Source organism: Klebsiella sp. Q2 (genome assembly GCF_009900705.1).
In the GTDB taxonomy this organism is placed as follows: Bacteria; Pseudomonadota; Gammaproteobacteria; order Enterobacterales; family Enterobacteriaceae; genus Klebsiella; species Klebsiella quasipneumoniae.
The window spans coordinates 57,897-82,557 of record NZ_JAAABE010000003.1; the positions used below are offsets into that span (position 1 = coordinate 57,897).

The window sequence follows — 24,661 nt, forward strand, 5'->3', positions numbered from 1 at the left end:
ATGCAATTGATCATAACTAGCTCTGGATCACATTTGGCGAAGGTCGTCAGAAAAAGCCCGGGAATGATTAATCTATTGAAATAAATTGAGAAAAATTATGAATGCCGCGAAAGCGACCTTACCGACGAGCCGGTCAGCAGGAATGTGATCGTCATCACGACAGTTAAGGATCAATCAATTATGATTACTGGTATGGTAGTAGGGTGAAATTAAACTATGTTGAGCAGGTGATGACGATGCAGATGACAATGCGCTGGTTTGGACCAGAGGAAGATAAGGTTTCATTAGAGCATATACGCCAGGTGCCCGGCGTGGAGGGAGTGGTCGGCGCGCTCTATGACGTCGCGGTCGGCGAGGTATGGCCGGAGGATAAAATTGAGCGTCTGGTCAGCCAGGCCCATGCCGCAGGCCTGAAAATGGAGGTGATAGAGAGCGTCAACATCCATGATGACATCAAAATCGGCCTCCCTTCCCGTGACCGCTATATTGCCAACTATCAGCAGACCATTCGCCACCTTGCCCGCTTCGGCGTCAAAGTCATCTGCTATAACTTCATGCCGGTGTTTGACTGGATGAAGACGGATATGAACTACGTCCTGCCGGATGGCTCGTTGACGATGGCTTTTGAGAAGAAAGATATCGATAAGCGGCTGGAAGACGTGGTTAAGGAGGTCCTGGAGAATTCAAACGGCTTCGCGTTGCCGGGCTGGGAGCCGGAACGGCTGGCGGAAGTGCAGACCCTGTTTGCCAAATATAGCGCGGTGGATGACCACAAGCTGCGGGAGAACCTGGTCTATTTTCTCCAGGCGGTGATCCCGGTTTGCGAAGAGGTGGGCGTGAAAATGGCGATCCATCCTGACGATCCGCCGTACTCGATATTTGGCCTGCCGCGTGTGGTCAAAAACCGCGACGATCTGGACTGGATCTGCCGGGCTGTCGATTCACCCGCCAACGGCATTACCCTCTGCACCGGCTCGATTGCCGAAGATCCGGATAACGACGTATACGCTATTCTGGCTGAGTTTACCCGCCGCAAGCGGATCCATTTTGCCCACGTCCGCAATATTAAACTGATGCAGGATAAAGACTTTTACGAGTGCGCCCATCCGTCAGAATACGGCTCCCTGGATATGTACAAGGTGATGCAAGCGTTGCACGACAACGGCTTCGACGGCTATATACGCCCGGATCATGGCCGCTTTATCTGGGGAGAGACCGGACGCCCGGGCTATGGTTTATACGATCGCGCACTCGGGGTGACCTACCTCAAAGGTCTCTGGGAGGCGCTAAGCAAGCGCTAGCCTCCTCCTGACCATGCCTCTTTTTAGCGGCTGGTTCGCCTTGGCGACCAGCCGTCATATCGGCTCCTTCCCGCATTTTTTGCACAACTTACAGCGCATTGCTCAGAATTGAGTATTATTGTGCGGAGTTGTTGTGAAGGAATCCCCTATGAAGCAAATTCGTATGCTGGCGCAGTATTATGTCGACCTGATGATGAAGCTGGGTCTGGTCCGCTTTTCAATGCTGTTGGCTCTTGCGCTGGTGGTGCTGGCCATCGTGGTACAGATGGCGGTCACCATGGTGCTGCATGGCCAGGTTGAAAGCATCGACGTTATCCGCTCTATCTTCTTCGGTCTGCTCATCACCCCGTGGGCGGTCTACTTTCTCTCGGTGGTGGTGGAGCAACTCGAAGAGTCCCGCCAGCGTCTGTCGCGGCTGGTGGAGAAGCTGGAGGAGATGCGCGAGCGCGATCTGAAGCTGAATGTGCAGCTGAAAGACAATATCGCGCAGTTGAATCAGGAGATTGGCGAACGTGAAAAGGCGGAAGCCGAGCGTGAGACCACCCTTGAGCAGCTGAAGATCGAGATGAAAGAGCGTGAAGAGACGCAGATCCAGCTCGAACAGCAATCCTCCTTTCTGCGCTCTTTCCTCGACGCCTCCCCGGACCTGGTCTTTTACCGCAATGAGGATAAAGAGTTTTCCGGCTGTAACCGGGCGATGGAACTGCTGACCGGCAAAAGCGAGAAACAGCTGATCCACCTCAAACCACAGGACGTCTATAGCGAAGAAGCAGCGGAAAAGGTGCTGGAAACCGATGAGAAGGTGTTCCGCCACAATGTATCGCTGACCTATGAGCAGTGGCTGGACTATCCCGATGGCCGTAAAGCGTGCTTCGAAATCCGCAAGGTCCCGTACTACGATCGCGTCGGCAAGCGTCGCGGCCTGATGGGCTTCGGGCGCGATATCACCGAACGAAAACGCTATCAGGACGCCCTCGAACGCGCCAGCCGGGATAAAACCACCTTCATCTCCACCATCAGCCATGAGCTGCGTACCCCGCTGAACGGGATCGTCGGGCTGAGCCGAATTTTGCTGGATACCGAACTGACCAGCGAGCAGGAAAAATACCTGAAAACCATCCATGTCTCGGCGGTGACGCTGGGGAATATCTTCAATGATATTATCGACATGGATAAAATGGAGCGCCGTAAGGTACAGCTCGATAACCAGCCGGTGGACTTCACCAGCTTCCTTGCCGACCTTGAAAACCTTTCCGGTCTGCAGGCGCAGCAGAAGGGACTGCGCTTTGTGCTGGAGCCGAGCCTGCCGCTGCCGCACAAGGTGATCACCGACGGCACCCGCCTGCGGCAGATCCTGTGGAATCTTATCAGCAACGCCGTGAAATTTACCCCACAGGGCGGTGGGGTGAACGTCCGCGTACGCTATGACGAAGGCGATATCCTGCACTTCGAAGTGGAAGACTCCGGGATTGGTATTCCTGAAGCGGAACAGGACAAAATATTCGCCATGTATTACCAGGTCAAAGACAGCCACGGCGGCAAACCAGCCACCGGCACCGGGATTGGCCTCGCCGTATCGCGCCGCCTGGCGCGCAATATGGGCGGCGATATCAGCGTCACCAGCCAGCCGGGTAAAGGAGCGACCTTTACGCTCACCGTCCATGCGCCTGCCATTGCGGAAGAAGTGGAAGATACCCTGGCGGAAGACGACATGCCATTACCGGCGCTCAACGTGCTGCTGGTAGAAGATATTGAGCTCAACGTCATCGTGGCGCGCTCGGTGCTGGAAAAGCTGGGCAACAGCGTGGATGTCGCGATGACCGGTAAAGCCGCGCTGGAGATGTTTGAGCCTGGCGAGTACGACCTGGTGCTGCTGGATATCCAGCTGCCGGATATGACGGGTCTGGATATCTCTCGTCAGCTAAAACAGAATTTTGCCGCGGATGAGCTGCCGCCGCTGGTAGCCCTGACCGCCAACGTGCTGAAGAATAAGAAAGAGTATCTTGATGCCGGCATGGACGATGTGCTGAGCAAGCCGCTATCGGTGCCGGCGCTGACGGCCATGATCAAAAAATTCTGGGATGCGCCGGAAGAGGAGGCGCAGGAAGCGCCGGCGGCCGATCTGCATAAAGCCGACGCGGTGCTGGATACCGATATGCTGGAGCAATACATCGAACTGGTGGGACCGAAGCTTATCAACGATGGTCTCGCGGTGTTTGAGAAGATGATGCCGGGCTATATGTCGGTCCTTGAGTCTAATCTCACCGCCCGCGATCAAAAAGGGATCGTCGAAGAGGGTCATAAGATCAAAGGGGCTGCGGGTTCTATTGGCCTGCGCCACATCCAGCAGCTGGGTCAGCAGATCCAGACGCCGGACCTGCCTGCCTGGTCTGATAATGTCGCTGAATGGGTTGAAGAGATGAAATCCGAGTGGCAAAACGACGTGGCGATTCTGAAGGCATGGGTGGCGAAGGCCGGGAAAAAATGACCCCGGACAGACCGGGGTGCGCGAATACTGCGCCAACACCAGGGAACTGGTGGTTGAGCCAGTTTGATTTGAGTGATGTTGTTACGTGGCGCAACCTGAGAAGTGGATTGCTCGCTCATTAAGATAGCAAAGCTTAACTAATTTGTTACATGAATCAGTAAAATATGTGAAGCATAGCGAGTAAATCGACATTTTTGACTGGTTTCAGCGAGTTGCATGGAGGAGCGAAGGCGATGAAAAAAATTGGTGTGGTACTGAGCGGCTGCGGCGTGTACGACGGCAGTGAAATTCATGAGGCAGTGATTACCCTGCTGGCGATCGCGCGCAACGGCGCGCAGGCGGTCTGCTTTGCGCCCGATAAACCGCAGCGCGACGTCATCAACCATCTGACGGGTGAACCGTTGACGGAGCAGCGCAACGTGCTGGTGGAAGCGGCGCGCATCGCCCGCGGCGATATCCTGCCGCTGGCGCAGGCGCGTGAGGAGACGCTGGACGCGCTGATCGTCCCCGGCGGCTTCGGCGCGGCGAAAAACTTAAGCAGCTTCGCTGCCGAGGGCAGCAAATGCGAGGTGGACCACGATCTGCGGGCCCTGGCGCTGGCGATGCATCAGGCCGGCAAGCCGCTGGGCTTTATGTGCATCGCTCCGGCGCTGCTGCCGAAGATCTTTGCGTTTCCGCTGCGGATGACTATCGGGACCGATCTCGACACTGCCGATGTGGTGGAGGAGATGGGGGCGGAGCATGTGCCTTGCCCGGTCGACGACATCGTGGTGGATGAAGAGAATAAAGTGGTCACCACCCCGGCGTATATGCTGGCGGAGAATATTGTGCAAGCCGCCACTGGGATCGAAAAACTGGTCGCCCGCGTGCTGGCGCTGAGCGCATGAAGCTCCGCATTGCGCCCTTCGCGCTGCTCAAACGACTGGCGCTGCGTCTGCTGCTGATCGCCGCCGTCTTCTGGGGCGGGGGGATCGCGCTGTTTAGCGTGCTGCCGGTGCCCTTTTCGGCGGTCATGCTTGAGCGGCAGATAAGCGCCTGGCTGTCCGGCGATGTCCACTATCTGGCGCACTCCGACTGGGTCGCCATGGATAAGATCTCCCCGTGGATGGGGCTGGCGGTGATTGCCGCCGAAGATCAGAAGTTCCCGGAACACTGGGGGTTTGACGTCTCGGCAATCGAAAAGGCGCTGGCGCACAATGAGCGTCACGATACCCGCATCCGCGGCGCGTCAACGCTGTCGCAGCAGACGGCGAAAAACCTGTTTTTGTGGGATGGTCGTAGCTGGCTGCGCAAGGGGCTGGAGGCCGGATTGACCGTCGGCATGGAAACCGTGTGGAGTAAAAAGCGGATCCTGACCGTCTACCTGAATATTGCCGAATTTGGCGAGGGGATTTTTGGGGTGGAAGCGGCCGCCCAGCGCTATTTTCATAAGCCCGCCAGCCAGTTGACGCCGGGGGAAGCGGCTCTGCTGGCCGCGGTGCTGCCAAACCCGATCCGCTATCGCGCCGACGCGCCTTCGGGCTATGTGCGCAACCGCCAGGCTTGGATCTTACGCCAGATGCAACAGCTGGGTGGGGAAGGGTTCATACGTGAGCATAAGCTCTATTAGCGGGTAAATCCGGCGCCGGGGCTGGTACCGTCGCCAGTCTCCGTCGCCGGGAAGCGTCACCTTTAGTCTTCGTCAAACCCGGCATTAAACAGGGCAATCACCGCGGCGAGGGCTTCCACTTCCTGCGGACCGCTGGCCTCCACCTCTATCTGCCGTCCTTTCGCCGAGTCCAGCATCAGCAGGGCAATGACGCTGTTGGCTTCCGCCTCCGTGCCTTCATCGTTGCGCAGCAACACCTCGGCATCGAAATTCTGCATCAGTTCGAACAGCTTCATCGCCGGGCGGGCGTGCATGCCCAGCTTATTGGTGATTTCAACGGTCTGCTTTACGGTCATGATTTACGTTTTTCCAGCGTCCGATGACGAGACTGCACGTTTTTACCGCGCGAGCGGAAGTAGTCAGCCAGTTGTTCAGCAATATAAACCGAACGATGTTTACCGCCGGTGCAGCCAATGGCCACCGTCAGATAGCTGCGATTGTTGGTCTCCAGCATCGGTAACCATAGCTCAAGATAGCTCCGGGTCTGGTAAATAAAGTTGTGCACTTCGGTGTGCCGATCGAGGAAGGCGGCCACCGGCTTATCCAGACCGGTCATGGGACGCAGCTTCGGATCCCAGTGCGGGTTTGGCAGAAAGCGCACGTCAAAGACGTAATCGGCATCGATCGGGATACCGTGCTTAAAGCCGAAGGATTCGAAGACCATGGTCAGTTCGCGTTCTCGTTTACCCAGCAGCCGGGTGCGTAACATTTCCGCCAGCTCGTGAACCGACATCTCCGAGGTATCGACAATCAGATCGGCCCGCGAGCGCAGGGGCTCCAGCAGATCGCTCTCTTCATCGATGGCGCTTTCCAGCGACAAATTCTTGCTCGACAGCGGATGCAGGCGACGGGTGTCGCTGTATCGACGGATCAGCGTGTTGCGATCGGCATCGAGAAACAGCAGCTGCGGCGAAAAGCACTCCGGCAGGTTTTTCATCGCCTGCTCGAAGATCTCCGGTGATTCCGGCATGTTCCGCACGTCGATGCTGACGGCCGCCGAAATATTGCGGTCAGCCAGCGACCGTGCCAGATCGGGCAGCAGCACGACCGGCAGGTTATCCACGCAGTAAAAGCCCATATCTTCCAGCGCTCGCAGAGCGACGGATTTACCCGAGCCCGAGCGGCCGCTGACGATCATCAGTACCATGTACCGTTTCTCCTCAGTACGATAAAGGATAAGGTGCGACTGCCGTTATGCGTCATCGCTGCTTCCTGCTTCGGTGATGATCTCATACAACTCTTCATCGCTCTGCGCCGCGCGCAGGCGACGACAAATCGCTTTGTCGGCCAGCCGTTTGGCCACCAGGGAGAGCGTATGCAGGTGGGTTTTTGTCTGATCGGCCGGCACCAGCAGCGCGAACAGCAGGTCGACAGGCTGATTGTCGATCGCGTCGAAGGCGATGGGGGTTTCCAGCTGGACAAAAACGCCGACAGCACGCAGCGTATCCTCTTCCAGTTTTCCGTGGGGAATGGCGATACCATTGCCAATCCCGGTACTGCCCATTTTTTCGCGGGTGAGGATCGCTTCGAACACCACCTGCGGCGGCAAACTTAACTGTTTGGCGGCCAGTTCGCTAATGATTTCCAGAGCACGCTTCTTGCTCTGGCAGTGAACCTGGCTACGGGTACATTCCTGGTTCAGGACGTTGCTCAGTTGTAGAGCCGAATCGTTGTTCATCATAATTTCACCTGAGCGCCCCCGCGCCCGTCGCCGGTGTTACCTGGCGGCTGACGCAGGGGGGCCCGGACAATTAGTGTTGTTTTAGTTTATCTTTATGCTTCGTTAACTGCCTTGCCAGCTTGTCGATAAGACCATCGACAGCTGCATACATATCCTGCCCTTCCGCACTGGCATGGATTTCGCCACCGTTGACATGCAGATTCGCGTCCGCAATTTGCGTCACTTTCTCTACTTTTAACACAATATAGACCTGATTGATCCGGTCGAAAAATTGTTCCAGCTTGCTGAACTTCGCCGTGACGAAGTCGCGCATCGCGGGAGTGATCTCGACGTTGTGTCCTGTAATGTTGAGCTGCATAGTGTCTTCCTTATCGGTTGTGTCAGACCAGTTGTTTACGCTGGTTTGACGGCGGGATGGATAAAGACTCTCTGTACTTCGCGACAGTGCGGCGCGCGACCATGATACCCTGCTCGGACAGCATGGAGGTGAGCTTACTGTCGCTCAACGGCTTCGCGGGATTTTCCGCGGCGATGAGTTTCTTCACCAGCGCGCGAATCGCCGTCGACGAGGCTTCGCCGCCGCCTTCGGTATTGACATGGCTGGAGAAGAAATACTTCAGTTCAAAAATACCGCGCGGACTGTGCAGATATTTTTGCGTGGTGACACGGGAAATCGTCGATTCATGCATCTCGACGGCCTGGGCGATATCGGCCAGCACCATCGGCTTCATATACTCTTCACCCTGTTCGAAAAAAGCCTGCTGTTGTTCTACGATGCAGCGGCTCACGCGCAGCAGGGTATCGTTGCGGCTTTCCAGACTTTTAATCAGCCAGCGGGCTTCCTGCAGATTGCTGCGAATGAACTGGCCGTCGGCGTCATTGCGGGCGCTGTTGCCCATTGCCGCATACTGCTGATTAATTTTCAGCCGTGGAATGCTGTCGGCGTTGAGCTCCACGGTCCAGCGGCCGCTGACCTTGCGCACCAGCACGTCGGGAATGACATATTCCGGTTCGCTGGTTTGAATGGACTGGCCGGGACGGGGATCCAGGGACTGGATCAGGTTCACCGCCTCTTTCAGCACCTCTTCTTTCAGCCGGGTCACCCGCATCAGGGTGCGGAAATCATGGTTGGCCAGAAGATCGAGATGATCGCTGATAATCAGCCGGGCCTCTTCCAGCCAAGGCGTCTCTTTGGCGAATTGCGAGAGCTGGATCAGCAGACAGTCGCGCAGATCTTTCGCCGCGACGCCAACCGGATCAAAACGCTGGATGCGCTTCAGGACGGCTTCCACTTCTTCGAGGCCGATCTCCTCATCGCCGATGCTGTCGACGATATCTTCAATCTGAACGGTGAGGTAGCCCGTATCGTCGACGGCGTCGACAATGGAGGTGGCGATGGCGCGGTCGGTATCGGTGAAGGGCGTCAGCTCGACCTGCCACATCAGGTAATCCTGCAGCGTCTGGGTGGTCTCGCCTTGATAAACGGGGAGTTCGTCGTCCTGGTAGTCCACGCCGTTGCCTGACGGCGTACCGGCGGTATAGATTTCATCCCAGCTGGCATCGAGAGGAAGCTCGTCGGGCATCTCTTTTTGCTCAAGTGCGTCGACGGTATCGAGAGACTCGCGGTCCTCCACCTCTTTCGCCTCTACCTCGTCGTGAAGATCGGTTTGCTCAAGCAACGGGTTACTTTCCAGCGCTTGCTGGAGCTCTTGCTGGAGTTCTAACGTGGACAACTGCAGCAAACGAATCGCCTGCTGCAGCTGCGGCGTCATGGCAAGCTGTTGGCTAAGCCTTAATTGCAAACCTTGCTTCATGTTCAGGGTAAATATCTCCGGCTAAAACGTCTGTAACCTCTACCCTATCAGAGTCTGAAGTCTTCCCCAAGATACACGCGCTTAACCTGCTCATCTTCGAGGATCTGCTGCGGTGTACCATGAGCGATAAGGTGTCCCTGACTGACAATATACGCGCGTTCGCAGACCGCGAGAGTCTCTCTGACGTTATGGTCGGTAATCAGTACGCCGAGGCCGCTGTCGCGCAAATGCTCAATGATGCGTTTGATGTCGATAACCGAGATCGGATCCACGCCGGCAAAGGGTTCATCCAGAAGAATAAATTTCGGGTTGGCCGCCAGCGCGCGGGCGATTTCGACGCGGCGGCGTTCACCACCGGAGAGCGCCTGACCGAGGCTGTCGCGCAGGTGCTCAATATGAAACTCTTCCATCAGCTCTTTGGCGCGATCTTCCCGCTGCTCGCTGCTCAAATCGTCACGGATCTGCAGGACCGCCATCAGGTTGTCATAAACGCTCAGGCGACGAAAAATCGAGGCTTCCTGCGGCAGATAGCCGATCCCCCGGCGCGCGCGCGCGTGCAGCGGCAGCAGGCTGATGTCTTCGTCATCAATGATAATATTGCCCGCGTCGCGCGGCACAATCCCGACCACCATATAGAAGGTGGTGGTTTTACCGGCGCCGTTGGGGCCAAGCAAGCCGACAATCTCCCCCGAGTTAACGGTGAGACTGACATCTTCCACCACGCGGCGGCCTTTATACGCTTTAGCGAGATTCTTCGCAGTTAAGGTTGCCATAACGGATTAGTTACTCTTCTTTGGCTGGTTGCCGCTTTTGTCCTGCAGCTCGGACGGCACCAGAACGGTGGTGACGCGTCGACCTTTGTCGCTGAAGGCCTGCATTTTTTGCTCTTTCACCAGATAGGTGATCTTGTCGCCCTTGATGTTGCTGTCGAGCTGTTCAAGGTACGCGTTGCCGGTCAGCACGACGTAATCGTTCTGCAGCTCATAGCGCATTTTCGACGCCCGGCCTTTTACCGGTTTGCCGTTATCCTGCATCTGGTAGAAGGTGGCCGGGTTACCGAAACCTTCGATCACCTCTTTGCCTTTTTCATTGCCCGGACGGGTGACCACCACTTTATCAGCGTTAATTTTGATCGTCCCCTGAGTCACGACCACGTTACCGGTGAAGGTGACGACATTGCCCTGCATATCCAGCGACTGCTGATCGGATTCGATATGGATCGGCTGATCGGTATCGCCCGTCTTGGCGAGGGCCGGCAGGCTGGCGGCCAGTAACGCGCCGGCGAGCGCAATCTTAAGGCTGAGTTTGTTTGTTCTGAATTTCATAAGAGGTTCTCACCTTTTCAATCAGCTCGGCATTTTTGCTGCGAAGGTTTCCACGCATTTTCAGGCCGCTGGAATTAAATGTGGTGCCGTATAACGTCACCATGTCATCGGAGGTAACGTCCTGCGTTACCAGATTTATCTGGGCGTTATCCGTCGTAATTTTGCGCAGTTGAGAGTCAGGCGCGAGCGCATTCACCTCAACGTGCCCGTAAAGATAGAGCATCCGGTCATTTGTCAGCTTCGCTTTATCTGCTCTGACTGACCAGGTCGGCACCTTATTGGTATCAAAGGTGGTCATCACCGGTTTGGTAAACCAGGAGACCTCCTGATCGGAAAAATACTCCACGTGCTCGGCAATCAGCCGATAGCTCAGGGCGCCTTCCGGACTGTACACCACGGTGTCAGTGTGTTCGCTTTTATACGTCGGGTCGTTGGGATTGACCTCCGGCTGGGCCGTGTCGTCCGTATTCGCCAGATTCAGGCCGATGAGGATCAGCGCGAGCAGCGACAGTAAAATGATAACCCAACGTCTGGTTTTACTCATATTGATTGCCCTTTGGCCTCATCCAGCTTGCCCTGCGCCAATAGTAACAAATCGCAGACTTCGCGTACCGCGCCGCGTCCGCCATTAATCCGGGTGATGTAATCGGCGCGCGGCAGCAGCAGCGGATGCGCATCCGCGACGGCGACGCTAAGCCCCACTTCGGCCATCACCGGCCAGTCAATCAGATCGTCGCCGATGTAGGCGACTTCCTCTGGCCGCACACCCAGTTTGTCAGTGAGATCGCGGAACGCCAGCAGCTTGTCCGACTGCCCCTGATACAAATGCGTGATGCCCAGCGTCTGACAGCGATCTTCTACCAGTTTAGCTTTTCGTCCGGTAATAATCGCCACTTCAATGCCAGAGGTCAGCGCGCAGCGGATACCATAGCCATCGCGGACGTTGAACGCTTTCAGCTCCTCGCCGTGATTACCCATATAGATAAGCCCGTCGGATAATACACCGTCGACATCAAGGATCAGTAAACGGATCTTAGCCGCGCGATCGAGAAACGTCTGGCTTACCGGCCCATAGCAGGTCGCTAACTGAGCATCAGCATTATTCATTATTTTTTCCTTACTTACACTACGCCCGCGCGCAGGAGATCGTGCATATGTACCACACCCAGCAGATGGTCGCCATCGGCAACCAGCACGCAGGTGATATGACGGGATTGCATCAGGTTTAGCGCATCCACCGCCAGGGTGCCGGGACGGATACGGATCCCTCCCCGGGTCATGACGTCGGCAATGCTGGCATCGCGCATATCAATGCCGGTGTCGAAGACCCGCCGCAGGTCACCGTCGGTAAAGATACCGATGATGTTCATGTCGTCATCGCAGATAGCGGTCATACCTAAATTTTTACGGGTGATTTCCAGCAGCGCATCGCGCAGGGTGGCCTGCAGGCCGACGTGCGGGATCTCATCACCGGTATGCATAATATCATTGACGCGCAGCAACAGCTTACGACCGAGTGCGCCACCCGGATGCGAGAGAGCGAAATCCTCAGCGGTAAAGCCGCGGGCTTCCAGCAGGGCGACGGCGAGGGCATCGCCCATCACCAGCGCGGCGGTGGTGCTGGAGGTGGGCGCCAGCCCTAACGGACAGGCCTCCTTCGGCACTTTCACGCACAGATGGATATCCGCCGCGCGCGCCATGCTGCTTTCAGGCCGGCTGGTGATGCAGATAAGCTTCACCTGCTGGCGTTTCAGGACCGGGATCAGCGCGAGGATTTCGTTCGATTCGCCGGAGTTCGACAATGCAATCACCACGTCCTGCGGCGTAACCATGCCCAAATCGCCGTGCGCGGCTTCGCCTGGGTGGACAAAAAATGCCGACGTGCCGGTACTGGCGAAGGTTGCCGCCATTTTGCGGCCGATATGGCCGGATTTGCCCATCCCCATCACTACGACCTTCCCGCCGCAGCGGAAAATCGTTTCGCAGGCGCGGGTGAAATCGTCATTTATATACTGATCGAGCTGGGCCAGACCTTCACGTTCAATTTCCAGCACCTGACGGCCTGCCTGTTGAAAGTCAAAATCCGTGGGCAAATCTATTTGCGACATGATGTTATCCCGAGTCATTCAACGAAGAGCGGCGCTGTCCAGAACAGCATCGCCAACCAAACCACAAAACCGCCGACCAGCAGCGCGCCAACCAGTCGTCCCGGCTGCTGCTGGCGGCGCCAGCACAGCACGGCGAAGATCAGGCTGACCAGCAACATCACGCCATAGTCGCGGGTAAAGGCTTCCGCCGCAAAGGCTCCCGGCGCGATCAGCGCCGGCAAACCCAGCACCAGCGCAATATTGAGGATATTTGCGCCGATGATATTGCCGATGGCAATGTCATCTTCCCCTTTGCGCGCCCCGGCGATGGCGGTGGCCAGCTCCGGCAGGCTGGTGCCTATCGCCACTACCGTCAGGCCGACGGTCAGTTCACTGATGGCAAAATAGTTTGCCAGCACCGTACTGTTATCTACCACCATGCGGGTGGCCATCGGCATGACGATCATCGCCACCCCTAACCACAGCAGAGCGACCGGCAGCGACCCTTCACGGGGCAGTTCGGCCAGCTGTTCGCGGGTCAGACTATCGCTTCCCTGGCGTTCCGCCAGACGGGCGATTTTGATGGTGAACAGCAGCCATAGCAGCGCCAGCGCCAGTAAAAACAGGCCGTCGAGACGGGACAGTTGACCATCATAGAGCACCAGCCCTGCCAGTACGCTGACCAGCAACATTAGCGGTAATTCGCGGCGCAGAATATCAGAATGCACGGTAAATGGCCTGAGTAAGGCAGCCAGACCGAGGATCAGGAGAATATTAGTAATGTTGGAGCCGAGCGCGGTGCCCACCGCCAGATCGGTCTGTCCATGCAGCGAGGCCGCGGTGGAAACCATGATCTCTGGCAGGCAAGTGCCAATACTCACCACCGTCATACCGATGATCAGCGGCGGGATCCCCAACATGCGACAGAGGATGGAGGCGGCATAGACCAGACGATCGGCGCTGTAGACAACCAGCAATAAACCAATAATTAACAGAGCCGTCGCTAAGAGCATCTAAAGTCCTTTCTTCAGGTATAATCGTCGCCTCGCTGGGTTATCCCTACGCAGCGTAACGAATTCTTAATTTTGACTTTATGCGTGCCAAAAGTAAAACAAATGCCAGCTTTCGCTAACCTGTGCAGGTAAGATTCTGTAAAAATGTTGTGATTGTGGCGTAAGAAAGGGCGATGCTTGCCCATCAGGTGCTTAGTAAGGATGATTTTATGAGCCAAACTCAGGCGAATTTAGTTGAAGTGCGCGGTATCCGCTTTTCTCGCGGCGATCGCGTGATCTTCGACGACATCTCGCTGTCGGTGCCGCGCGGTAAAATTACTGCGATTATGGGACCTTCGGGGATCGGCAAGACTACCCTGTTACGCCTGATCGGCGGACAGATCCCGCCGGACAGGGGAGAGATCCTGTTCGATGGCGAGAACGTGCCGCAGATGACCCGTTCGCGTCTGTACACGGTGCGTAAGCGGATGAGCATGCTGTTCCAGTCCGGGGCGCTGTTCACCGACCTCAATGTCTTTGACAACGTCGCCTACCCGCTGCGCGAACATACGCATCTGCCGCCTGCGCTGCTGCATACGACGGTGATGATGAAGCTGGAGGCGGTAGGGCTGCGCGGTGCGGCGAAGTTAATGCCCTCTGAGCTTTCCGGCGGCATGGCGCGCCGCGCCGCCCTGGCGAGGGCCATTGCCCTGGAGCCGGATCTCATTATGTTCGACGAACCGTTCGTCGGGCAGGATCCCATCACCATGGGCGTGCTGGTGAAGCTGATTTCTGAACTCAACAGCACGCTGGGTGTCACCTGCATCGTGGTTTCGCACGATGTGCCTGAGGTGCTGAGCATTGCGGACTATGCGTATATCGTGGCGGATAAAAAGATTGTCGCCCACGGCAGCGCCCAGTCGCTACGTGAGAATGCTGACCCTCGGGTTCGTCAGTTCATTGATGGTATTGCCGACGGCCCGGTGCCGTTCCGTTATCCGGCTGGCGACTATCACCATGATTTATTAGGCATAGGGAGTTGAGCGACTGATGCTGTTTAATGCGCTGGCCGCGCTAGGCCATCGCGGTATTAAAACCACCGCGACCTTTGGACGCGCCGGATTAATGCTGTTCAACGCCGTTGTCGGCAAACCAGAGTTTCGCAAGCACGCGCCGCTGCTGGTTCGTCAGCTCTACAACGTCGGCGTTCTGTCGATGCTGATTATCATTGTATCGGGCCTGTTTATCGGTATGGTGCTCGGGCTGCAGGGGTATCTGGTCTTAACCACCTACAGCGCAGAGACCAGTCTTGGCATGTTGGTGGCGCTGTCGCTGCTGCGCGAGCTGGGGCCGGTGGTCGCCGCGCTGCTGTTTGCCGGTCGCGCCGGGTCGGCGCTGACCGCCGAGATTGGCCTGATGCGGGCCACGGAACAGCTCTCCAGTATGGAGATGATGGCGGTGGATCCGCTGCGCCGCGTCATTTCTCCCCGTTTCTGGGCCGGCGTCATTTCGCTGCCGCTGCTGACGATTATCTTCGTTGCGGTGGGGATCTGGGGTGGAGCGCTGGTGGGCGTGAGCTGGAAAGGCATTGATGGTGGTTTTTTCTGGACCGCGATGCAAAATGCCGTCGACTGGCGAATGGATCTGGTGAACTGCCTGATTAAGAGCCTGGTATTCGCCATTACGGTAACCTGGATTGCGTTATTCAATGGTTATGACGCTATCCCCACTTCCGCCGGGATTAGCCGGGCGACTACGCGCACCGTGGTGCATGCGTCGCTGGCGGTTCTGGGGCTGGATTTTGTGCTGACTGCGCTGATGTTTGGGAATTGAGTTCATGCAAACGAAAAAAAATGAAATCTGGGTAGGGGTGTTCTTACTGGTGGCGCTGCTGGCGGCGCTGTTTGTCTGCCTGAAGGCGGCGAACGTCACCTCGCTACGTACCGAGCCGACTTACCGTCTTTACGCGACCTTCGATAATATCGGCGGCCTGAAAGCACGCTCGCCGGTGCGCATCGGCGGTGTGGTTGTTGGCCGCGTGGCGGACATCACCCTCGACCCGAAAACCTATCTGCCGCGCGTGGAGCTCGATATTGATGAGCGCTACAACCATATCCCGGATACCAGTTCGCTGGCGATCCGCACCTCTGGCCTGCTGGGCGAGCAGTATCTGGCGCTGAACGTCGGTTTTGAAGACCCGGACCTCGGGACGACTATTCTTAAAGACGGCGGTACTATCCAGGACACCAAGTCCGCTATGGTGCTGGAAGATCTGATTGGTCAGTTCCTTTATAACAGTAAGGGCGGCGACAATCAGAATTCTGGCAATGATAAGGCCGAGGCAGAAGGTCATACTGACGCGACGCCGGCAGCCGGCACGACGCATTAATTTCAGGAGAAACACGATATGTTTAAACGCTTACTCATGGTCGCCATGCTGGTGATTGCCCCGCTGACCGCCGCCCAGGCGGCAGACCAGTCCAATCCGTATAAGCTGATGAATGAAGCGGCGCAGAAAACCTTCGATCGCCTGAAGAATGAACAGCCGAAGATCAAGGCCAACCCTAACTATCTGCGCGACATCGTCGACCAGGAGCTTCTGCCTTATGTGCAGGTGAAGTATGCCGGCGCGCTGGTGCTGGGCCGCTATTACAAAGAAGCTACCCCGGCGCAGCGTGAAGCCTATTTTGCCGCCTTCCGTGAATACCTGAAGCAGGCCTATGGCCAGGCGTTGGCAATGTACCATGGTCAGACCTACCAGATTGCCCCGGAACAGCCGCTGGGCAGCGCGACCATCATTCCGATCCGCGTCACTATCATCGACCCGAACGGCCGTCCGCCGGTACGTCTCGACTTCCAGTGGCGTAAAAATACCCAGACCGGCAACTGGCAGGCCTACGATATGATTGCGGAAGGGGTCAGCATGATCACCACCAAACAAAACGAGTGGAGCGACCTGCTGCGTACCAAGGGCGTTGATGGCCTGACCGCGCAGCTCAAAGCGATCTCCGCTCAGCCGATCACCCTGGAACAGAAAAAATAATGAGCGGGCAGCTGAGCTGGACTCGTGATGGCGAGACGCTGGCGCTGCACGGAGAGCTGGACCAGGATCTGCTGGTCCCGCTCTGGGAGGCACGCGCCCAGGCGACAGCCGGGACAGCGATCATCGATCTCAGTCAGACCACGCGCGTGGACACGGCGGGCCTGGCGCTGTTAGTACATTTTGTGGCGCTGATTCGCCGCCAGGGCCGGGAAGCGCAGCTGATCGGCAAGAGCGAAAATCTGCAAACGCTGGTCGGTCTTTACAACCTGCCTGTCGATATGATCCCATAATCTTTTCAGTGTCTTAGCGCTGAAGCTATTCCGAAAGCCCCGGCAATCTTTTCGCCGGGGCTTTTTGCTTGTTTAAGACCGCGCCACTTTCCTCTAAGATGTTGGGCTGTTTTCACTATCAGATAAATTTGAGCCCATGGAAAATCATGAAATTCAGACCGTGCTGATGAACGCACTCCCCCTCCAGGAAGTCCACGTCTCTGGCGATGGCAGCCACTTTCAGGTTATTGCTGTGGGTGAGATGTTCGATGGCATGAGTCGGGTTAAAAAGCAGCAGAGCGTCTACGCGCCGCTGATGGAATATATTGCTGACAACCGCATCCATGCGCTGTCGATCAAGGCCTTTACTCCGCAGGAGTGGGCGCGAGACCGCAAACTAAATGGCTTCTAAGCTGTGGGGGATCCCCTGCAGCGTATGTGAATTTTTAATAGAGAACAGAATCAATGGATAAATTCCGTGTTCAGGGGCCGACTCGCCTTCAGGGCGAAGTCACCATCTCCGGTGCAAAAAACGCCGCCCTGCCAATCCTCTTTTCCGCGCTGCTTGCCGAAGAGCCGGTAGAGATCCAGAACGTACCTAAGCTCAAAGACATCGATACCACCATGAAGCTGCTGAGTCAGCTGGGCGCGAAGGTAGAGCGCAATGGTTCGGTGTGGATTGACGCCGGCCCGGTCGATGTATTCTGTGCTCCGTACGATCTGGTGAAAACCATGCGCGCCTCTATCTGGGCGCTGGGCCCGCTGGTGGCGCGTTTCGGTCAGGGACAAGTCTCTCTGCCTGGCGGCTGCGCCATCGGCGCGCGTCCGGTCGATCTGCATATTAGCGGCCTGGAACAGCTGGGCGCCGAGATCAAACTGGAAGAAGGTTATGTAAAAGCTTCGGTCAATGGTCGTCTGAAAGGCGCGCATATCGTGATGGATAAAGTGAGCGTCGGCGCCACCGTCACTATCATGAGCGCAGCGACCCTCGCCGAGGGGACGACGATTATCGAAAACGCCGCTCGCGAGCCGGAGATCGTCGATACCGCGAACTTCCTTAACGCGCTGGGCGCAAAAATCAGCGGCCAGGGTACCGATCGCATCACCATCGAAGGCGTGCAGCGTCTGGGCGGCGGCGTTTACCGTGTGCTGCCGGACCGTATTGAAACCGGGACCTTCCTGGTGGCCGCAGCCATTTCCGGCGGCAAGATCCTCTGCCGTAACGCGCAACCAGATACCCTCGATGCCGTACTGGCAAAGCTGCGCGACGCCGGAGCGGACATCGAAACGGGCGAAGACTGGATCAGCCTTGATATGCACGGCAACCGTCCGAAAGCGGTTAACGTGCGTACCGCGCCGCATCCGGGCTTCCCGACCGATATGCAGGCCCAGTTCACGCTGCTCAACCTGGTCGCGGAAGGGACCGGCGTGATCACCGAAACGATCTTTGAAAACCGCTTTATGCACATTCCGGAACTGATCCGTATGGGTGCTCACGCGGAGATCGAGAGCAATACCGCGATCTGTCATGGCGTGAAGCAGCTTTCGGGCGCGCAGGTGATGGCGACCGATTTGCGTGCTTCGGCGAGCCTCGTGCTGGCAGGTTGTATCGCTGAGGGAACCACCATCGTCGATCGCATCTATCATATCGATCGTGGCTATGAGCGTATCGAAGATAAACTGCAGGCGCTGGGTGCCAATATTCAGCGCGTGAAAGGCGAGTAATCGCGTCCTGACAGGGCCCGGGCGTCTCTCCCGGGTCCTTGTCGCATAATCACATCACTTGTCCATCTTCTTCTGACGCATCATCTGCGTTCTGTCGATAAACTCATGTGTTACCGGATCATGGTAGCGTGACGGCCAGATGACCCATGGCTGTGTATCCAGCGCCGTGGCGATGATTAATTCGCCTTTCGGCCAGGGGCGGGTCAGGGCGTTCGCCAGCGTTGAAGAACTCAGACCGTGCCGTCGCGACTCTGCCGCCAGCGATGTTCCCCGTTTACGTAATCCAGCAACAATATCTGCGGGATGCCAGTCGATGAACTTATCCATAAATTCTCCTGGTGATAAAGATCCTGAACGGCCCATATGGGCAACGGAGACACTATACCCGCGCACCAGGTAAGGTTCTAACAAGTTCTGTTAAAGCGTCGGAATATTCAGAATGTATCAAGATATCGGGAAATTTACGGTAGGGAATGGATTTTTACTGGAACTTTCCCGCGCACTGCGCGGGAAGGGAGAGGGGATTAATGATCGCGCTGAACCGCGATATGCGCCAGCCCGATCAAGGCTTCACGCCAGGGGGTGTCCGGGAGAATCTGCAGCGCGGCAATCGCTTTGTCAGCTTCTTCTTCAGCACGTTTCTGCGTCCACTCCAGCGAACCGCAGGCAGCCATCGTTTCCAGGACGGCATCCAGCAGATGGCGGCCGTTGCCCTGCTCGATAGCCCCGCGGATCATCGCCGATTGATCGGCGGTACCATGGTGCATGGCGTGCAGCAGCGGTAGCGTCGGTTTGCCTTCGTTGAGGTCGTCACCGACGTTTTTACCGAGCCGCTCTCCGTCGGAGCTGTAATCGAGTAAATCGTCGATCAGCTGGAAAGCGGTGCCGAGATAGCGGCCATAATCCTGCAACGCGCGCTCTTCTTCCGCAGTGCAGTCGGCCAGCAGTCCCGCACACTGCGAGGCTGCCTCAAACAGACGCGCCGTCTTGCTGTAGATGACGCGCATGTAGTTCTCTTCCGTGATATCCGGGTCATTGACGTTCATCAGCTGCAGCACTTCGCCTTCGGCAATGACGTTCACCGCTTCCGACATGACCTCGAGGATCTTCAGCGAGCCCAGCTGGGTCATCATCTGAAAGGCGCGGGTATAGATAAAATCGCCGACCAGCACGCTGGCGGCATTGCCAAACGCCGCATTTGCCGTGGCTTTGCCGCGACGCATATCAGACTCATCGACGACGTCGTCATGCAGCAGGGTGGCGGTATGAATAAATTCAATCAGCGCAGCAATGGTGACATGCGCGCTCCCCTGATAACCCACCGCGCGCGCGGCGAGCACAGCAATCATCGGGCGAATGCGTTTGCCGCCGCCGCTGACGATGTAATAGCCTAACTGATTGATAAGCTGAACATCGGAGTTGAGTTGCTCAAGAATCGTCGCATTGACACCCGCCATATCTTGCGCGGTTAACTCATTGATTTTTTCTAAATTCATCGCAAAAGCCGGGCCAAATGTCCTGTTACCATGAATCCAGGTGGGATCACAGAAGGATTAAGACAGAATTAAAAGAAGATATGATTGTACTGAAAAATTGCCGTAGATAAACGTTGTCGTGAAAGTTGTGTTTTTTTTCTGCATTGATCGCTAATCGCTCTTGTCAAAGGCTCGCGTTTTGCGTAATATTCGCGCCCTATTGTGAATATTTATAGCGCACTCTGAATCACACGAAGAGGTGCGCGGAAGCGGAGTTTTATATGTACGCGGTTTTCCAAAGTGGTGGTAAACAACACCGAGTAAGCGAAGGTCAGACCGTTCGCCTGGAAAAGCTGGACATCGCAACTGGCGAAGCTGTTGAGTTCGCTGAAGTGCTGATGATCGCAAACGGTGAAGAAATCAAGATCGGCGTTCCTTTCGTTGAGGGCGGCGTAATCAAAGCTGAAGTTGTTGCTCACGGTCGTGGCGAGAAAGTTAAAATCGTTAAGTTTCGTCGTCGTAAACACTATCGTAAGCAGCAGGGCCATCGTCAGTGGTTCACTGATGTGAAAATCACTGGCATCAGCGCCTAAGACCTGAGGAGTAGATTTAAATGGCACATAAAAAGGCTGGCGGCTCGACTCGTAACGGTCGCGATTCAGAAGCTAAACGTCTGGGCGTAAAACGTTTCGGCGGTGAAGCAGTTCTGGCAGGTAGCATCATCGTTCGTCAACGTGGTACCAAATTCCACGCTGGCACCAACGTTGGTTGCGGCCGTGACCACACTCTGTTCGCTTTGACTGACGGTAAAGTCAAGTTCGAAGTTAAAGGCCCGAAAAACCGTAAATTCATCAGCATCGTTGCTGAATAAGTTTTTCGCGTCCCGGTAACGGATGAAAGCCCCGCAACACGTTGCGGGGCTTTTTACATTCGTCTACCGGAAAATTTTTGCAGGGAAACAGGCATGAAGCAGCAGGCTGGGATTGGCATTATTCTGGCGCTTACCACCGCGATGTGTTGGGGAGCGTTGCCGATTGCAATGAAGCAGGTTCTTGAGGTGATGGCGCCGCCAACGGTGGTGTTTTATCGCTTCCTGATGGCCAGTATTGGCCTTGGCGCGATCCTCGCTATCAAAGGCAAACTGCCGCCGCTGCGGATTTTTCGCAAGCCGCGCTGGCTGGTCTTATTAGCGATTGCCACCGGCGGTCTGTTCGGTAACTTCATTCTGTTCAGTTCTTCCCTGCAGTATCTCAGCCCCACGGCTTCTCAGGTCATCGGCCAGCTATCGCCGGTGGGCATGATGGTGGCTAGCGTCGTGATTCTGAAAGAGCGCATGCGCGGCACCCAGGTGGTGGGCGCGTTGATGCTGCTCAGCGGGCTGGTGATGTTCTTCAACACCAGCCTGATTGAAATCTTTACCCGCCTGACGGACTACACGTGGGGGGTAATTTTCGGCGTTGCTGCCGCCACGGTGTGGGTAAGCTACGGCGTCGCGCAAAAGGTGTTATTGCGCCGTCTGGCATCGCAGCAGATACTATTTTTGCTGTACACTTTATGTACGATTGCATTACTGCCGCTCGCTGAGCCTGGGGTGATATCCCGGTTAAGCAGCTGGCAACTGGCATGCCTGATTTTTTGCGGGCTAAATACCCTGGTCGGCTACGGCGCGCTGGCGGAAGCCATGGCGCGCTGGCAGGCGGCGCAGGTCAGCGCGTTAATCACCTTGACGCCACTGTTTACGCTACTGTTTTCTGATTTATTATCAATGGCCTGGCCCGATGTTTTCGCCAGACCGATGTTAAACCTGATTGGTTATCTCGGTGCGTTTGTCGTGGTTGCGGGCGCGATGTATTCCGCCATCGGTCATCGTCTTTGGGGACGTTGGCGTAAGCGAGAGGCGGTAGTACCGCTGCCCCGCTCAGGCGAATGATTTACGGAGAGTAAAATGAAGTTTGTAGATGAAGCAACGATCCTGGTCGTAGCAGGTGACGGCGGCAATGGTTGCGTAAGCTTCCGCCGCGAGAAATATATTCCGAAAGGCGGCCCGGACGGCGGCGATGGCGGTGACGGCGGCGATGTCTGGCTGGAAGCGGACGAGAACCTGAATACCCTGATCGACTACCGTTTTGAAAAATCTTTCCGCGCCGAACGCGGGCAGAATGGCCAGAGCCGCGACTGTACCGGTAAGCGTGGTAAAGACGTGACGGTAAAAGTGCCGGTCGGGACCCGGGTTATCGACCAGGGCACCGGCGAGACCATGGGCGATATGACCAAACACGGTCAGCGTCTGATGGTGGCGAAGGGCGGCTGGCACGGTCTGGGCAACACCCGTTTTAAATCATCCGTTAACCGTACCCCGCGTCAGAAGACCATGGGTACGCCGGGTGATAAGCGCGACCTGCAGCTGGAGCTGATGCTGCTGGCGGACGTCGGAATGCTGGGGATGCCGAACGCCGGTAAATCCACCTTCATCCGTGCGGTCTCCGCCGCCAAGCCAAAAGTGGCTGACTATCCGTTTACCACCCTGGTACCAAGCCTGGGCGTGGTGCGTATGGACAACGAGAAGAGCTTTGTGGTCGCCGATATCCCGGGGCTGATTGAAGGCGCAGCGGAAGGCGCAGGCCTCGGTATCCGCTTCCTCAAGCACCTTGAGCGCTGCCGCGTATTGCTGCACTTGATCGACATCGAGCCTATCGACGGTTCCGATCCGGTTGAGAACGCGCGCATCATCATCGGCGAACTGGAGAAATACAGCGAGAAGCTGGCCTCCAAACCGCGCTGGTTAGTCTTTAACAAGATTGACCTGATGGACAAAGCGGAAGCCGAAGCTAAAGCGAAGGCGATTGCTGAAGCGCTTGGTTGGGAAGAGAAATTCTACCTGATCTCCGCCGCCAGCCAGCAGGGCGTGAAAGATCTGTGCTGGGACGTGATGACCTTCATCATCGAAAACCCCATCGTGCAGGCGGAAGAAGAGCAGAAGCCGGAGAAAGTCGAGTTTATGTGGGACGACTATCACCGTCAGCAGCTTGAAGAGGCCGAAGCCGAAGTGGAAGATGACGAAGACTGGGATGACGACTGGGACGAAGACGACGAAGAAGGCGTCGAATTCATCTACAAACGCTAATCCTGACTTCTTTGGATCAAAAAGGGCCGCATCTGATGCGGCCCTTTTGTTTTTAGTTGTTCTGGTACAGATCCTTATAAAGCCGGCTTTCAAAGCGCACCAACGGTATGCGGCGATTACGCTGATCGGCTGGCTCCACGGCGTAGCCGGAGAGGTATTGCACGAAGGCCACCTTTTGCCCGCTGGCGGTAGTGATGAAGCCCGCAAGGTTATAAACCCCCTGCAGTGACCCGGTTTTCGCCGAGACTTTGCCATCGACGCCCGCCTGATGGAGGCCGGCGCGATACTGCAGCGAGCCGTCATGGCCCGCCAGCGGCAGCATAGAGATGAAGTTGAGCTCGGTGTCGTGCTGGGCGATATACTGCAACACCTGCATCATGGTCGCCGGGGCGATCAGGTTGTGGCGCGACAGGCCAGAGCCGTCGGCGATGATGGTGTTGCCAAGATCAACACCAGCCTGTTGACGCAGGATCTGACGTACGGCATCGGATCCTGCCCGCCAGGTCCCTGGTACGCCGAACCGGGCATGACCGATGGTACGAAAAACGGTATCCGCAATCATGTTGTCGGATTTCTTCAGCATGATCCGCAGCAAATCGTGCAGCGGCGCCGACTGGGTGGTGGCTAATACCGTACCGGGCTCATTGGCCAGCGTCTGACGCAGCAGCGTGCCGCTATAGGCGATCCCCGCCTGCTTCAGCTCCGCTTTAAGGATCGCCCCGGCATAGCTGGCGCCATCCTGTATCGCGAAGGCCAGCGGCAGCGGTTCGCTACGCTGCGGCAGGCAGCCGGTGAGGGTATAGCGGTTGAGGTCGCCCGGCACCACGTCCAGTTCGCAATACTGGGCTTCCGATGAGCCGCGCGCCAGGGTGCGAACCTGACTGAACATGGTGACCGGATAATAGGAGGCGACGCGAATGAAGGCGAGATCGCCCGGCTTCTGCGCGCTATACAGCGAGACCGAGAAGCAGTTGCGGTCGACAATCGCCGCCGCAGGCGGAGCGCTGAAGCATTGCGTCATGTCGTTCCACGGCCACCCCGGCGCTTTATCATGGCTGGCGAAGACCGAGGTATCGATAAGCACATTGCCGTCGATACGCTGCACGCCAGCTTTTTTTAGCGTCGCCACCATGTTGCGAATATCCTGCCGCTTCAGCGTTGGGTCGCCGCCGAAGCGGGCGATCAGATCGCCTTTCAGCACGCCGCCGTCCAGTGAGCCTTTGGTTTCCAGCGTGGTGGTGAAGCGAAAATCGGGCCCCAGTTGCAGCAGCGCCGCCAGCGCGGTGATGACCTTTTGCGTACTGGCTGGAAGTGCCATTTGCTGGCTGTGATAGTCGATTTCCGGCGTCGACGCGCCGACCTTTTGCGCCATAAAGGCAAGGTTCGCACCGGCGGGAAGCTGGGTGATGTACTCGTCAATATTCGCCGCCTGAGCGCTAAGCGCTATACCGGCAGTCAATCCGATGATAAATCTGGGAAATCGCATAATCTCGCGCTAACAACCTGAAGCCAGGCCGTCATACTACGGTGCAACGCCCAGTAAAGTAAACGATGACCCATAATGAACTTCGGGGTAAAATACCTATCAAATGAAAAATTGCTGCTGACCTGGGGAGTGTTTCCCGGGTCGGTTTCTTTTTGCTCGTGTCCTGCCCGTGTACAGGACAGGTGGCGGAGCGGGGCTATCCG

Annotated in this window: 29 protein-coding genes; 15 read left to right on the plus strand and 14 right to left on the minus strand. The window is 56.6% G+C overall.

What is annotated here, in order from left to right:
* Positions 1-236: 236 nt before the first annotated feature.
* The 4 genes from uxuA to mtgA all read left to right on the plus strand — a co-directional run bounded on the left by uxuA (position 237) and on the right by mtgA (position 5,398).
* Positions 237-1,301 (plus strand): mannonate dehydratase, encoded by a 1,065-nt coding sequence (uxuA, locus tag GT756_RS11945; RefSeq protein WP_025999212.1) that lies wholly within the window; start codon positions 237-239, stop codon positions 1,299-1,301.
* Positions 1,302-1,449: 148 nt separating this feature from the next.
* Entirely contained in the window at positions 1,450-3,789 is a 2,340-nt protein-coding gene (arcB, locus tag GT756_RS11950) for an aerobic respiration two-component sensor histidine kinase ArcB (protein WP_023319214.1), read from the plus strand.
* Between the two features lie 233 nt (positions 3,790-4,022).
* On the plus strand, positions 4,023-4,676 hold the full coding sequence (gene elbB / locus GT756_RS11955; RefSeq protein WP_004206211.1) for an isoprenoid biosynthesis glyoxalase ElbB: 654 nt from the start codon (positions 4,023-4,025) through the stop codon (positions 4,674-4,676).
* The gene (mtgA, locus tag GT756_RS11960) at positions 4,673-5,398 is read left to right on the plus strand and encodes a monofunctional biosynthetic peptidoglycan transglycosylase (RefSeq protein WP_043520988.1); all 726 of its coding nucleotides are present in this window, start codon (positions 4,673-4,675) and stop codon (positions 5,396-5,398) included. Before elbB ends, mtgA begins: the two co-directional genes overlap by 4 nt.
* Before the next feature lie 62 nt (positions 5,399-5,460).
* On the opposite strand, the gene npr is transcribed toward mtgA, so the two are convergent.
* From npr to GT756_RS12015, 11 genes are all read right to left on the minus strand, one after another.
* On the minus strand, positions 5,461-5,733 hold the full coding sequence (npr, locus tag GT756_RS11965; RefSeq protein ID WP_002918431.1) for a PTS phosphocarrier protein NPr: 273 nt from the start codon (positions 5,731-5,733) through the stop codon (positions 5,461-5,463).
* The gene (rapZ, locus tag GT756_RS11970) at positions 5,730-6,584 is read right to left on the minus strand and encodes an RNase adapter RapZ (RefSeq protein WP_004206208.1); all 855 of its coding nucleotides are present in this window, start codon (positions 6,582-6,584) and stop codon (positions 5,730-5,732) included. The genes npr and rapZ overlap by 4 nt, the downstream gene beginning before the upstream one ends.
* Before the next feature lie 45 nt (positions 6,585-6,629).
* The gene (ptsN, locus tag GT756_RS11975; RefSeq protein WP_004144926.1) at positions 6,630-7,118 is read right to left on the minus strand and encodes a PTS IIA-like nitrogen regulatory protein PtsN; all 489 of its coding nucleotides are present in this window, start codon (positions 7,116-7,118) and stop codon (positions 6,630-6,632) included.
* A gap of 70 nt (positions 7,119-7,188) precedes the next feature.
* On the minus strand, positions 7,189-7,476 hold the full coding sequence (gene hpf / locus GT756_RS11980) for a ribosome hibernation promoting factor (RefSeq protein ID WP_004206206.1): 288 nt from the start codon (positions 7,474-7,476) through the stop codon (positions 7,189-7,191).
* A 22-nt stretch (positions 7,477-7,498) separates the two neighbouring features.
* Positions 7,499-8,932 carry an RNA polymerase factor sigma-54 gene (rpoN, locus tag GT756_RS11985; protein ID WP_004206204.1) on the minus strand — a complete coding sequence of 478 codons (1,434 nt, stop codon included), beginning with the start codon at positions 8,930-8,932 and terminating at the stop codon, positions 7,499-7,501.
* A gap of 47 nt (positions 8,933-8,979) precedes the next feature.
* Positions 8,980-9,705 carry an LPS export ABC transporter ATP-binding protein gene (gene lptB, locus GT756_RS11990; protein ID WP_004206203.1) on the minus strand — a complete coding sequence of 242 codons (726 nt, stop codon included), beginning with the start codon at positions 9,703-9,705 and terminating at the stop codon, positions 8,980-8,982.
* 6 nt (positions 9,706-9,711) lie between these two features.
* The gene (lptA, locus tag GT756_RS11995; protein WP_160124820.1) at positions 9,712-10,257 is read right to left on the minus strand and encodes a lipopolysaccharide ABC transporter substrate-binding protein LptA; all 546 of its coding nucleotides are present in this window, start codon (positions 10,255-10,257) and stop codon (positions 9,712-9,714) included.
* Positions 10,226-10,801 (minus strand): LPS export ABC transporter periplasmic protein LptC, encoded by a 576-nt coding sequence (gene lptC, locus GT756_RS12000; RefSeq protein WP_002918413.1) that lies wholly within the window; start codon positions 10,799-10,801, stop codon positions 10,226-10,228. The genes lptA and lptC overlap by 32 nt, the downstream gene beginning before the upstream one ends.
* On the minus strand, positions 10,798-11,364 hold the full coding sequence (gene kdsC, locus GT756_RS12005) for a 3-deoxy-manno-octulosonate-8-phosphatase KdsC (protein ID WP_023319211.1): 567 nt from the start codon (positions 11,362-11,364) through the stop codon (positions 10,798-10,800). The genes lptC and kdsC overlap by 4 nt, the downstream gene beginning before the upstream one ends.
* A gap of 14 nt (positions 11,365-11,378) precedes the next feature.
* Positions 11,379-12,365 (minus strand): arabinose-5-phosphate isomerase KdsD, encoded by a 987-nt coding sequence (gene kdsD, locus GT756_RS12010; RefSeq protein WP_017899916.1) that lies wholly within the window; start codon positions 12,363-12,365, stop codon positions 11,379-11,381.
* Positions 12,366-12,379: 14 nt separating this feature from the next.
* Positions 12,380-13,357, minus strand: coding sequence for a calcium/sodium antiporter (locus tag GT756_RS12015; RefSeq protein WP_004206198.1), 978 nt, complete (start codon positions 13,355-13,357; stop codon positions 12,380-12,382).
* 209 nt (positions 13,358-13,566) lie between these two features.
* On the opposite strand from GT756_RS12015, the gene mlaF reads away from it, so the two are divergent.
* From mlaF to murA, 7 genes are all read left to right on the plus strand, one after another.
* The gene (mlaF, locus tag GT756_RS12020) at positions 13,567-14,379 is read left to right on the plus strand and encodes a phospholipid ABC transporter ATP-binding protein MlaF (RefSeq protein WP_004206196.1); all 813 of its coding nucleotides are present in this window, start codon (positions 13,567-13,569) and stop codon (positions 14,377-14,379) included.
* Positions 14,380-14,386: 7 nt separating this feature from the next.
* The gene (gene mlaE, locus GT756_RS12025) at positions 14,387-15,169 is read left to right on the plus strand and encodes a lipid asymmetry maintenance ABC transporter permease subunit MlaE (protein ID WP_004150949.1); all 783 of its coding nucleotides are present in this window, start codon (positions 14,387-14,389) and stop codon (positions 15,167-15,169) included.
* Positions 15,170-15,173: 4 nt separating this feature from the next.
* Positions 15,174-15,725 carry an outer membrane lipid asymmetry maintenance protein MlaD gene (gene mlaD / locus GT756_RS12030; protein WP_004206195.1) on the plus strand — a complete coding sequence of 184 codons (552 nt, stop codon included), beginning with the start codon at positions 15,174-15,176 and terminating at the stop codon, positions 15,723-15,725.
* A gap of 18 nt (positions 15,726-15,743) precedes the next feature.
* Positions 15,744-16,379 carry a phospholipid-binding protein MlaC gene (gene mlaC, locus GT756_RS12035; RefSeq protein WP_004206194.1) on the plus strand — a complete coding sequence of 212 codons (636 nt, stop codon included), beginning with the start codon at positions 15,744-15,746 and terminating at the stop codon, positions 16,377-16,379.
* On the plus strand, positions 16,379-16,669 hold the full coding sequence (mlaB, locus tag GT756_RS12040; RefSeq protein WP_048325846.1) for a lipid asymmetry maintenance protein MlaB: 291 nt from the start codon (positions 16,379-16,381) through the stop codon (positions 16,667-16,669). Before mlaC ends, mlaB begins: the two co-directional genes overlap by 1 nt.
* Before the next feature lie 136 nt (positions 16,670-16,805).
* A complete protein-coding gene (ibaG, locus tag GT756_RS12045; RefSeq protein WP_004144910.1) occupies positions 16,806-17,060 on the plus strand; it encodes a BolA family iron metabolism protein IbaG in 255 nt (84 codons plus the stop codon).
* A 53-nt stretch (positions 17,061-17,113) separates the two neighbouring features.
* A complete protein-coding gene (murA, locus tag GT756_RS12050; RefSeq protein WP_004206190.1) occupies positions 17,114-18,373 on the plus strand; it encodes a UDP-N-acetylglucosamine 1-carboxyvinyltransferase in 1,260 nt (419 codons plus the stop codon).
* A gap of 54 nt (positions 18,374-18,427) precedes the next feature.
* Here murA and sfsB read toward each other — a convergent pair whose 3' ends face one another.
* Together sfsB and ispB are read right to left on the minus strand one after the other, a co-directional pair.
* Entirely contained in the window at positions 18,428-18,700 is a 273-nt protein-coding gene (gene sfsB, locus GT756_RS12055) for a DNA-binding transcriptional regulator SfsB (protein ID WP_004206189.1), read from the minus strand.
* Positions 18,701-18,897: 197 nt separating this feature from the next.
* The gene (gene ispB, locus GT756_RS12060) at positions 18,898-19,869 is read right to left on the minus strand and encodes an octaprenyl diphosphate synthase (RefSeq protein ID WP_004206188.1); all 972 of its coding nucleotides are present in this window, start codon (positions 19,867-19,869) and stop codon (positions 18,898-18,900) included.
* A 260-nt stretch (positions 19,870-20,129) separates the two neighbouring features.
* Between ispB and rplU the strand changes: the two genes are divergently transcribed.
* The 4 genes from rplU to cgtA all read left to right on the plus strand — a co-directional run bounded on the left by rplU (position 20,130) and on the right by cgtA (position 22,972).
* Complete coding sequence (gene rplU, locus GT756_RS12065; RefSeq protein ID WP_002918379.1) at positions 20,130-20,441, plus strand: 50S ribosomal protein L21; 312 nt, start codon at positions 20,130-20,132, stop codon at positions 20,439-20,441.
* A gap of 20 nt (positions 20,442-20,461) precedes the next feature.
* Positions 20,462-20,719 (plus strand): 50S ribosomal protein L27, encoded by a 258-nt coding sequence (gene rpmA / locus GT756_RS12070; protein ID WP_002434222.1) that lies wholly within the window; start codon positions 20,462-20,464, stop codon positions 20,717-20,719.
* Positions 20,720-20,812: 93 nt separating this feature from the next.
* Positions 20,813-21,778, plus strand: a complete 966-nt coding sequence (locus tag GT756_RS12075) for a DMT family transporter (RefSeq protein WP_004206187.1) — start codon at positions 20,813-20,815, stop codon at positions 21,776-21,778.
* Between the two features lie 15 nt (positions 21,779-21,793).
* Positions 21,794-22,972: an Obg family GTPase CgtA gene (gene cgtA, locus GT756_RS12080; protein ID WP_004206186.1), complete on the plus strand. Its 1,179-nt coding sequence runs from the start codon at positions 21,794-21,796 to the stop codon at positions 22,970-22,972.
* 52 nt (positions 22,973-23,024) lie between these two features.
* Here cgtA and dacB read toward each other — a convergent pair whose 3' ends face one another.
* Positions 23,025-24,458 carry a serine-type D-Ala-D-Ala carboxypeptidase gene (dacB, locus tag GT756_RS12085; protein ID WP_004206185.1) on the minus strand — a complete coding sequence of 478 codons (1,434 nt, stop codon included), beginning with the start codon at positions 24,456-24,458 and terminating at the stop codon, positions 23,025-23,027.
* Positions 24,459-24,661: the final 203 nt, after the last annotated feature.

Bases quoted from the DNA above. Each gene is read 5' to 3' on its own strand.
- ptsN (WP_004144926.1), bottom strand. From the start codon at position 7,118: ATGATGAACAACGATTCGGCTCTACAACTGAGCAACGTCCTGAACCAG.
- lptA (WP_160124820.1), bottom strand. From the start codon at position 10,257: ATGAAATTCAGAACAAACAAACTCAGCCTTAAGATTGCGCTCGCCGGC.
- mlaF (WP_004206196.1), top strand. From the start codon at position 13,567: ATGAGCCAAACTCAGGCGAATTTAGTTGAAGTGCGCGGTATCCGCTTT.
- mlaC (WP_004206194.1), top strand. From the start codon at position 15,744: ATGTTTAAACGCTTACTCATGGTCGCCATGCTGGTGATTGCCCCGCTG.
- arcB (WP_023319214.1), top strand. From the start codon at position 1,450: ATGAAGCAAATTCGTATGCTGGCGCAGTATTATGTCGACCTGATGATG.
- mlaB (WP_048325846.1), top strand. From the start codon at position 16,379: ATGAGCGGGCAGCTGAGCTGGACTCGTGATGGCGAGACGCTGGCGCTG.
- dacB (WP_004206185.1), bottom strand. From the start codon at position 24,458: ATGCGATTTCCCAGATTTATCATCGGATTGACTGCCGGTATAGCGCTT.
- elbB (WP_004206211.1), top strand. From the start codon at position 4,023: ATGAAAAAAATTGGTGTGGTACTGAGCGGCTGCGGCGTGTACGACGGC.
- mlaE (WP_004150949.1), top strand. From the start codon at position 14,387: ATGCTGTTTAATGCGCTGGCCGCGCTAGGCCATCGCGGTATTAAAACC.
- ibaG (WP_004144910.1), top strand. From the start codon at position 16,806: ATGGAAAATCATGAAATTCAGACCGTGCTGATGAACGCACTCCCCCTC.
- kdsC (WP_023319211.1), bottom strand. From the start codon at position 11,364: ATGAATAATGCTGATGCTCAGTTAGCGACCTGCTATGGGCCGGTAAGC.
- lptB (WP_004206203.1), bottom strand. From the start codon at position 9,705: ATGGCAACCTTAACTGCGAAGAATCTCGCTAAAGCGTATAAAGGCCGC.
- cgtA (WP_004206186.1), top strand. From the start codon at position 21,794: ATGAAGTTTGTAGATGAAGCAACGATCCTGGTCGTAGCAGGTGACGGC.
- uxuA (WP_025999212.1), top strand. From the start codon at position 237: ATGCAGATGACAATGCGCTGGTTTGGACCAGAGGAAGATAAGGTTTCA.
- sfsB (WP_004206189.1), bottom strand. From the start codon at position 18,700: ATGGATAAGTTCATCGACTGGCATCCCGCAGATATTGTTGCTGGATTA.
- rapZ (WP_004206208.1), bottom strand. From the start codon at position 6,584: ATGGTACTGATGATCGTCAGCGGCCGCTCGGGCTCGGGTAAATCCGTC.
- murA (WP_004206190.1), top strand. From the start codon at position 17,114: ATGGATAAATTCCGTGTTCAGGGGCCGACTCGCCTTCAGGGCGAAGTC.
- mlaD (WP_004206195.1), top strand. From the start codon at position 15,174: ATGCAAACGAAAAAAAATGAAATCTGGGTAGGGGTGTTCTTACTGGTG.
- GT756_RS12015 (WP_004206198.1), bottom strand. From the start codon at position 13,357: ATGCTCTTAGCGACGGCTCTGTTAATTATTGGTTTATTGCTGGTTGTC.
- lptC (WP_002918413.1), bottom strand. From the start codon at position 10,801: ATGAGTAAAACCAGACGTTGGGTTATCATTTTACTGTCGCTGCTCGCG.
- rpoN (WP_004206204.1), bottom strand. From the start codon at position 8,932: ATGAAGCAAGGTTTGCAATTAAGGCTTAGCCAACAGCTTGCCATGACG.
- npr (WP_002918431.1), bottom strand. From the start codon at position 5,733: ATGACCGTAAAGCAGACCGTTGAAATCACCAATAAGCTGGGCATGCAC.
- GT756_RS12075 (WP_004206187.1), top strand. From the start codon at position 20,813: ATGAAGCAGCAGGCTGGGATTGGCATTATTCTGGCGCTTACCACCGCG.
- rpmA (WP_002434222.1), top strand. From the start codon at position 20,462: ATGGCACATAAAAAGGCTGGCGGCTCGACTCGTAACGGTCGCGATTCA.
- rplU (WP_002918379.1), top strand. From the start codon at position 20,130: ATGTACGCGGTTTTCCAAAGTGGTGGTAAACAACACCGAGTAAGCGAA.
- mtgA (WP_043520988.1), top strand. From the start codon at position 4,673: ATGAAGCTCCGCATTGCGCCCTTCGCGCTGCTCAAACGACTGGCGCTG.
- ispB (WP_004206188.1), bottom strand. From the start codon at position 19,869: ATGAATTTAGAAAAAATCAATGAGTTAACCGCGCAAGATATGGCGGGT.
- kdsD (WP_017899916.1), bottom strand. From the start codon at position 12,365: ATGTCGCAAATAGATTTGCCCACGGATTTTGACTTTCAACAGGCAGGC.
- hpf (WP_004206206.1), bottom strand. From the start codon at position 7,476: ATGCAGCTCAACATTACAGGACACAACGTCGAGATCACTCCCGCGATG.